This is a genomic window from Micromonospora foliorum (genome assembly GCF_022229015.1).
GTDB lineage: Bacteria > Actinomycetota > Actinomycetes > Mycobacteriales > Micromonosporaceae > Micromonospora > Micromonospora foliorum.
In genome coordinates, this window is the sequence record NZ_JAKKFF010000408.1 from 1 (window position 1) to 8,108 (window position 8,108).

The 8,108-nt window shown below is 71.5% G+C and carries 7 protein-coding genes; 5 read left to right on the forward strand and 2 right to left on the reverse strand.

What is annotated here, in order from left to right; genetic code table 11:
• The 3 genes from PSH25_RS25945 to PSH25_RS25955 form a co-directional block, all read left to right on the forward strand.
• A partial coding sequence (locus PSH25_RS25945) for a helix-turn-helix transcriptional regulator (RefSeq protein ID WP_238661541.1) occupies nucleotides 1–586 on the forward strand: 586 nt, incomplete at its 5' end.
• A 66-nt stretch (nucleotides 587–652) separates the two neighbouring features.
• A complete protein-coding gene (locus PSH25_RS25950; RefSeq protein ID WP_238661542.1) occupies nucleotides 653–3,994 on the forward strand; it encodes an NACHT domain-containing protein in 3,342 nt (1,113 codons plus the stop codon).
• A gap of 91 nt (nucleotides 3,995–4,085) precedes the next feature.
• Entirely contained in the window at nucleotides 4,086–4,469 is a 384-nt protein-coding gene (locus PSH25_RS25955) for a VOC family protein (RefSeq protein WP_238661543.1), read from the forward strand.
• 60 nt (nucleotides 4,470–4,529) lie between these two features.
• On the opposite strand, the gene PSH25_RS25960 is transcribed toward PSH25_RS25955, so the two are convergent.
• A complete protein-coding gene (locus tag PSH25_RS25960; RefSeq protein ID WP_238661546.1) occupies nucleotides 4,530–4,988 on the reverse strand; it encodes a hypothetical protein in 459 nt (152 codons plus the stop codon).
• 185 nt (nucleotides 4,989–5,173) lie between these two features.
• Here PSH25_RS25960 and PSH25_RS25965 point away from each other — a divergent pair, with 185 nt between their 5' ends.
• Complete coding sequence (locus tag PSH25_RS25965) at nucleotides 5,174–6,058, forward strand: Vgb family protein (RefSeq protein ID WP_238661544.1); 885 nt, start codon at nucleotides 5,174–5,176, stop codon at nucleotides 6,056–6,058.
• 139 nt (nucleotides 6,059–6,197) lie between these two features.
• Here PSH25_RS25965 and PSH25_RS25970 read toward each other — a convergent pair whose 3' ends face one another.
• The gene (locus tag PSH25_RS25970) at nucleotides 6,198–7,133 is read right to left on the reverse strand and encodes a S66 peptidase family protein (RefSeq protein ID WP_238661545.1); all 936 of its coding nucleotides are present in this window, start codon (nucleotides 7,131–7,133) and stop codon (nucleotides 6,198–6,200) included.
• Nucleotides 7,134–7,244: 111 nt separating this feature from the next.
• Between PSH25_RS25970 and PSH25_RS25975 the strand changes: the two genes are divergently transcribed.
• Entirely contained in the window at nucleotides 7,245–8,012 is a 768-nt protein-coding gene (locus PSH25_RS25975; RefSeq protein ID WP_091409579.1) for a type 1 glutamine amidotransferase, read from the forward strand.
• Nucleotides 8,013–8,108: the final 96 nt, after the last annotated feature.

Genomic DNA, 8,108 nt, shown 5'->3' on the forward strand with positions numbered 1-8,108 from the left:
GCTGATGGAGTGGGACGTGGGCGCGGTGCGAGCGGCGGTGAGACGGCGCTGGGCCGAGCCGGGGCGCACCGGAGGCTACGTCCTGGACCCCGCCCACACCCGGCCGCCGGGCAACCTGACCCCCGCCGAGGCGGTGGCGATGGCCGTGGCGCTGCACCGGCTCGCCGGCTCGCCGTTCGCCGGGCCGGCCGCCACCGCGCTGCGCAAACTGGTGGCGGTGCTGCCGGCCGCCGACGCCGCCGAAGCACACCGTCTCGCCGGCCGGGTACACCTGATCGGCGACGGGCCGGCCGCGCCCGTCCCGGCCACCGTCGCCGACGCGGTCGCCGCGCGGCGGGTGCTGCGCATCCGGTACGCCGACCGCACCGGCGCCGACTCGACCCGTGACGTCGAGCCACTCGGCTACCTCGGCAACTCCCGACACTGGTACCTGGTCGCCTGGTGCCGTCTGCGCGACGAGCTGCGGTGCTTCCGCACCGACCGGATCCGGAGCGTCTGGGCGCTGCCCGACGTGGTGGCCCGGGAGCTACGCCTGACGGATCTCGACATCCCGCACGAGCGGGTCCGCCCGCTGAGCCTGGTCTGATACCCGACAGCACGCGGCGCAGGATTGCGGGAGTCTGGCAGATCTGCCGTCGCGGAGGAGGACTGCGTGCCCGACACGCTCAGCTACGCCGACGCCGTCCGTCTGCTCGGCGGGGAGAACAGCCGATTCGTCACCTGGTTCGACAAGCTGACGGGCTGGTCGCTGCTGGGTGCGTCGGTCGGCGGGATGCCGGGGGCCCTGAGCATCTTCGACGCCAAGGCGGAGTTCGTTCGGCTCGGCCACGAGCTGGTACGCAACGTCTCCGACCAACGCTCCGGGTTGTCGCGGTACGACCGGACGCAGCGTCTGGAGGCGGCGCACGCCGTCATCGCCGTGACGTCCTTCTTCGAGGCACTGAACGATGCCGACCTACCCTTCGACGCGGCCCAAATGGCCATGGACAAGCGGGAGCAGTTGGCCCTCGCGAGCGCCGGACCGGTCGCCGATGCCATCGTGGACGCGTTCTTCGGCACGGCGGCGCCGCTGCCGGGGCCGCACGTGCCATACCCGGCACTGCGGGCGGCCCTCGCGACGTACTACGACGGTCTCGCTGCCCGCGTCCTGCGCTTCGTCGAAGGTTTGGCCGTCTGGGATCAGGCGAATCATCATCAGCGGAGTAGGATCTCGGTGGCGTTGTCCCAGCTTCCGGACGTTGCCGTACGACGCCACGGAGACCTGTTGACCCGACTGGCGGAGGACTTCTTCGAGGTCAACTTCTGGCTCGGGTTGCAGGAGCATGAGGCCACCCGCGAGCAGCTCGGGGCGATCTCGGTCGGGCTGGAGGAGATGCGGCGGACCCTGGCCGCCATGTCCACCGGCCGTGCTCCCACCCATCGACGGGCCGGTCTCGCCGCTGCCTACGCCTCCGATCTGCGACAGCCGGTTGTCTCCTCGGGGGACGTGCCAGCGGGGTTGCGGATGCCGACGCTCGGTGAGGCGTACGTGCCGCCGTTGTGCCGGATCGCCGAGTTGAGTGCCGGCGCGCGCCCGAGTGACGAGAGCTGGTGGCGGGAACATCCGCTCCGCGAGGACCTGTGGCAGTCACTCGTGGTGCACCTCACCACGCCCGGTGCGACGACGGCGCCGTTGCTCGTGCTCGGCCAGCCAGGTTCGGGCAAGTCACTGCTCACCAGGATCCTCGCCGCCCAGCTACCTGCCGCCGATTTTCTCGTGATCCGCGTTGTGCTGCGGGAGGTGTACGCGGCCGGCGACCTGCAAGACCAGATCGAACAGGCGGTACGCACGGCGACCGGTGAGCGGCTCACCTGGCCCGACCTGGTTCGGTCCGCCGACGATGCCATGCCGGTCGTGTTGCTCGACGGGTTCGACGAACTGCTGCAGGCGACCGGCGCCAGCCAGACCGACTACCTGCGCAGGGTGGCGGTGTTCCAACGTCGCGAGGCGGATCAGGGCCGGTCAGTCGCTGTACTCGTCACCACCCGGACGAGCGTCGCCGATCGCGCCCAGCCGCCGCCCGGTGCGGTGGCGGTGCTGCTGGAGCCGTTCGACACGACCCGGATCCGGACCTGGGTCGCCACCTGGAATCGGGTCAACGCGGACGCCTTCCGGGCGTCGGGCACGGGTCGGCTGGACCCGGACGTGGTTCAGGCGCACCGCGAACTCGCGGAGCAGCCGCTGCTCCTGCTGATGCTTGCTCTCTACGACGCGGACGGACACGACCTGGGCTCGACTGGCGCGTTGGGGCGCGGTGAGTTGTACGAGCGGTTGCTGAAGCGGTTCGCCCACAGGGAGGTTCTGAAGCAGTCCTCAGGGTTGTCGGATCGGGATCTGGCCCGGGCCACCGAGGAGGAACTGCGCCGACTCTCGGTCGTCGCCTTCAGCATGTTCAACCGGGGTGTGCAGTGGGTGAGCGAGGACGATCTCGAGGCTGATCTGGTGGCGCTGCCATTTCTCGGGCGGAGGGCCCCGACGATCCGGCAGGACGAGCGGGCGTCGCTGAGCACCGCCGAGATCGTGCTGGGGCGGTTCTTCTTCGTGCACCGTTCCACGGCGGTGCGGGAGCATGGGCCGTCGCACACCTACGAGTTCCTGCATGCGACCTTCGGCGAGTTTCTCATCGCCCGTACCGTCACCCTCGTTCTGCGTGACCTCGTGATGCGTGAAGCCGCGACCCTGCTCGACGATGCGCCCGTCGACGATGACCGCCTGTACGCCTTGCTTTCGTTCGCCGTGCTGTCCAACCGTGCGCCGGTGGTCACCTTCGTGGTCGAGGCGCTGATGGCGTGGCCGGAGGACCAGCAGGCCGAGGCTGTGACTCTGCTGCTGCGGCTGTTCCGGGTGACGTCGGAACCGCGCCCGTCGGGTCGGTACGAGTCGTACCGACCCCGACGGTTGCACCTGCCGGAGCGCTGCGCGGTCTACGCCGCGAATCTGCTGCTGCTCGCCCTGTGTGTCCGGGACCTGCCGTGCGGCGATGTGTTCCCTTCAAGTACCGAGCCCGTGCAGAGTTGGCGGAGGCAGGCGTTGCAGTGGCGGGCCCACCTGGACGATGCCGCGTACCTCGGTCTGCTGACCCTGGTCCATCCGCAGCGGATGTGGCAGCAGGGCCGCGCTCAGCTCAAGTTGTCGCTGCGGCCTGGCGACGATCAGGGGCCGTTGGAGCCCGATCCCCGCTGGAACTTCCTCGGCCGTCGGGACATCACCGTCTCTACCGACGGGGAGCATGTCTATTTTCCGAATGTCGATCTAGGCCTGTGGCGCAGAAGCGTGCACTTCGAGTGCGATCCGCGCGGCGAGACGGTGCTGCACGCCCTGGAGCCAGCGATCAGACTCTCCTCGTCTGAGGGGCGCTTCGACACCTTCGACTACTTCCTCAGTTTCCCAGATGGAGATCGCTCCGAGGCTCGGCTGGTGCTCGATGCCGCTCTCCTGCCGCTGCAACCCACGCCGCGCGCTGAGCGGGAGCGGGTGTACCGGCGCCTGCTCGCGGGCGTCGAGCCACTGGCGGCGACGCCGGGTGGCCAGTCCTTGGCCGCCTTCCTGCTGGACCGGCTGGCCTCCGACACCGAGTTGTCGCCTGCGTTCGTTGCCGATGTTCTGCAGCAACTGGATGAGTTGGACCTGACGGTGGGTCAGGCCGCCCCGGCGGTCAGGTGCGTGCTCGCCTTCCTGGGCCAGGACGATCAGGTCGACACCCGGTGGGTCGCACTCGTCGGCGGGCTGCTCGCCAGGTCCCGGGGCGGGGCGGCCGGCAGGGGGAAGCCTCTCGAATGGTTGGACGAGTCGACCTGCGAGCTGGTAGTGCGCATGTACGAGCTTGAGCTGCATCGCGAGCCGATTTCGGCAGCGGAGGCTCAGCTCTTCAGCTTCAGGTACGGCGCCCGTCGGCCCGACCTGGTGCAACGGCTGCGGCTGTTGGCGGATGAGCCGTCGGCTTCGCCGGATTAGCCGGGAAACACCGACAGGACGGTGTCGCGGAGGGTGCCGAGACTGCTTCAGACGTCGGCGGATCGCCGACGCGGAACCCTGGAGGCAGCAGATGTCAACGACGCCCATCACCTGGTTCGAGATCGGCGCTGACCGGCCGGAGGAGGCGGAGCGCTTCTACGGCGAGCTGTTCGGTTGGACCTTCGAGGAGGAGGGCGCGGCGGGCGGCGGGTCGTACCGGGTGACCGGCGCCGGCGGCGACACCGGGATCGGCGGGGCGATCCGGGCGCTCGACGGGACGTCGCCGAACTACGCGGTGTTCTACGCCGAGGTCCCGGACGTGTCGGAGATGTGCCGACGGGCCGAGGCGGCCGGCGGGAAGGTGCTGGTGGCCGCGCGTACGACGCCGAGCGGGCTCACGCTCGCCCACCTGCTCGACCCGGCCGGAAACCGCCTCGGCGTGTTCACGTCGCCACCGGGGCAGGCCGGGGCCTGATCGCCGACGTGGCGGTGTCCGAGAGCAGGGACACCGCCACGTCGCCGATGCTGAGCCGGGTTACTTGCCGGCGGGGCCGCCGTGCCCGCCGGGGCCACGGTGACCACCGGGGAAGACGCCCGCTTCGACGGCCTTGGTGATGGCGTCGGCCTGCTCCTGGGTGAGCTTGCCGTCCTTGACCGCCTGGTCGAGGCGCTGCTTGAGCGCGGCCTGCCGGTCCTCGGCGGACGGGCGCTGCGGTCGGTCGGTGGGGCGGTGCTGCTCGCGGATCTTTTCCAGTGCGGCGGTCACCTTGTCGGTGGGCACGCCCAGCTCCTTGGCGAGCGCCTCGGCGAATTCGCCCTGCCGGTCGGCCTTCGCGCCCGGAGCCGCGCCGGGAGCCGGGGCGGTGCTGGCGCTGGGTGTCGGCGTGGGAGTGTCGGCGGCGAACGCGATCGTCGGGGCCGCGATCCCGACGCCGAGGACGCCGGCGGTGGCCAGGCCGGCCAGCAGGTGCTTCCTACGGATGGTGCGGGACATGCTGTCCTCCAGAGGTTCGGTCATCCTGCGCTGTCGTCACCCACAGTGACCGGGCAGTCTGGGCGGAAGCCGTGGCGACCCTGTCAGCGAGCTGACAATCAGGGCCGGCGGTGGGCGAAATCGGTTGTGTGGTCGCAGGCCGAGCGGTCAGGGTGGACGATCCACCGACGGAAGGACACCGCGGCATGACCGTCGAGATTCGGGAGATTCCACTCGTCGAGCCGGGCGTCGGGCCGTACGGCATCACGCCCGGCCCGGACGGCGCGCTGTGGCTGACGCTGGCCCATGCCGGCGGCGTCGCCCGGTTGTCGCCCGACGGCGCGGTCCGGACCTACCCGCTGGATCCGGCCGGCGGTCGCCCATTGATCATCACGGCCGGGCCGGACGGGGCGCTCTGGTTCACCCGCTCGGGGGACGACCGGATCGGTCGGATCACCGTCGACGGCGAGCAGCGCACCGTCGCCCTGCCGGCCGGCACCGGGCCGGGCGGCATCGCGGCTGGGCCTGATGGCGCGCTCTGGTACGCCGGGATGACCTCCGACACCATCGGCCGAGTGGGGACCGACGGCACCCACACCGCGTTTCCGCTGCCGGTGACCGGCGGATTCGCCTCGATGATCACTGCTGGCGCGGACCAGGCGCTTTGGTTCACCCTCAACCAGGCCAATGCCATCGGTCGCATCGACCTCGACGGCAGGGTGACGCTGCATCCGTTACCCACCGCGAACGCGGGTCCGGTCGGCATCACCGTGGGCGACGAGGGCGCCATCTGGTTCGTGGAGATCGCCGCCGGTCAGCTCGGTCGGATCGACCCGAATGGCGAGATCGTCGAGTTCCCGCTGCCGGACCGGGCGGCCCGCCCGCACGCGATCGTGGCCGACCCGGACGGCGGCGCGTGGTTCACCGAGTGGGGTGCCAACCGGATCGGTCACCTCGACCCCACTGGACGGATCGAGGGCTACGCCCTACCCACCCCCAACGCCGAACCGCACGGCATCACCCGCACCCCCACCGGCATCTGGGCCGCCCTGGAAATCGGCGCGGTAGCCCACCTGACCCCACCCACCTAGGCCCACCCCCTCTGACCCGGCGACGCCCACCGCCGGTGATCATGAAGTTATTGCCGCGACACGCCGTCGCGAGTGACAACAACTTCATGATCAACAGCGCTCAGGCCGGGAGGGCCGGGGGAGGGGAGCGGGAGCGGGGTTAGTGGACTGCGGGGGTTGCGGTGAGGGTGGCGGTGTCGGTGTCGAGGGTGGCGGTTGTGCCTACCGGGACTGTGAGCTGGTCGGGGCCGTGGCCGATGGGGAGGCCGCCGAGGACCGGTACGCCCAGGTCGCCGAGGCGTTCGGTGAGGACGTCGACGATGCTGGTGTCCCAGCCGTCGCCGCAGTCGGTGAACTGCCCGACCGCCACCCCGGCCAGCCCGTCCAGCGCGCCGGCCCGGCGCAGGTGGGTGAGCATCCGGTCGACCTTGTACGGGGGTTCCTGCACGTCCTCGATCAACAGCACCGCGCCGGTCAGGTCGGGCAGGTCCGGGGTGCCGATTGACGCGGTGATCATGCAAAGGTTGCCGCCGAGCAGGGTGCCGGTGGCGCGACCGGGCACGCGGACGCCGAAGGTCTCCTCGGTGGGGACCGCGGTGATCGACACCGGTTCGGTTGTCATCAGCGCCGCGTGCAGGGATTCGGCGGAGCGCAGCGGCGTCCGGTCGTCGCGCCAGGCCGCCCCGGGGCCGTGCACCCCGGCGAGGCGGGCGCCCCGCCACAGTGCGAACTGCAACGCGGTGATGTCCGAGAAGCCGGCGACCACCTTCGGATCGCGGCGGACGGCGGCCATGTCGATGGCGTCCACGATCCGTTGGGCGCCGTAGCCGCCCCGCGTGCAGATCACCCCGCGTACGTCAGGGTCGGCGAAGGCCGCGTTCAGGTCGGCGGCGCGCCTGTCGTCGGTGCCGGCGAGGTAGCCGTGGCGGGCGTACGCGTTCGGTGCCGGCACCGGGCGCAGGCCCCAGCCGGTGAGCAGCTCCATGCCCCGGGCCACCCGCTCCGGCGAGGTCGGCCCGGACGGCGACACCAGCAGCACCGTGTCACCCGGGCGCAGCACGGGCGGGCGTACGGCGGCGGTGTCCTCGCTGATCACAACCGCAGAGCCTAACCACCCCGCCGTGGCCCGGGCCTGCCTACGGGCGGCGGGAGCCGCGCGCCCGTGCCGGGGCGTGGTGCCGTGCGGCGTACCGGCTAGCCTCGACGGGTGGCAACCGCGCTGGTGATCGAGAACGACCCGACGGACGACGCGCGCCGGCTGGGTGAGTGGCTGACCGAGGCTGGGCTGGAGTTGTGGGTGGTTCGCCCGCACGCCGGCGACGAACTCCCCGCCGACCTGGAGGGGTACGCGGCGCTGGTGGTGCTAGGCGGCGACCAACAGGCGTACCCGTTGCCGGACGGCTCGCCCGGCGCGCCCTGGTTTCCCGCCGTCGAGGGCCTGCTGCGCAAGGCGGTCCGGTACCGGGTGCCGACCCTGGCGGTCTGCCTGGGCGCGCAGCTGCTCGCCACCGCGCACGCCGGGTTGGTGGAGCGCAGCCCGTCCGGGCCGGAGATCGGCCCCGGCGTGGTCGGCCGGCGTGACGCCGCCGAGAACGACCCGTTGTTCCGGTACGTGCCGTTGATCCCGGACGTGCTCCAGTGGCACGCCGACGAGATCACCGAGCTGCCCCGGGGCGCGACACTGCTGGCCGCGTCCACCCGCTACCCGCATCAGGCGTTCCGCCTCGGTGACCGGGCGTGGGGGTTGCAGTTCCACATCGAGTGCGACGCCGCGATGATCGCCGACTGGGCCACCGACTCGACCCAACTCGCCGAGCTGGGCTACGACCCGGAGCTGGTGGTCGCGGCCTGCGCCTCGGTGCTGCCCGACGTCGAGGAGGTCTGGCAACCGTTCGCCGCCCGGTTCGCCGCGCTGGCCCTCGGCGAGTTGGACGACAGCACGACGCGGCGCGGCCTGCCGCTGCTCGGGCACTGATGAGCCGGCCGACCAGGGCACCGGGCCGGCTCGCCCGGTACGGCTTCGGCACCGCCGAAGGCGATGGCGGCGCGCGCGCCGCGGACCTGCTCGGCC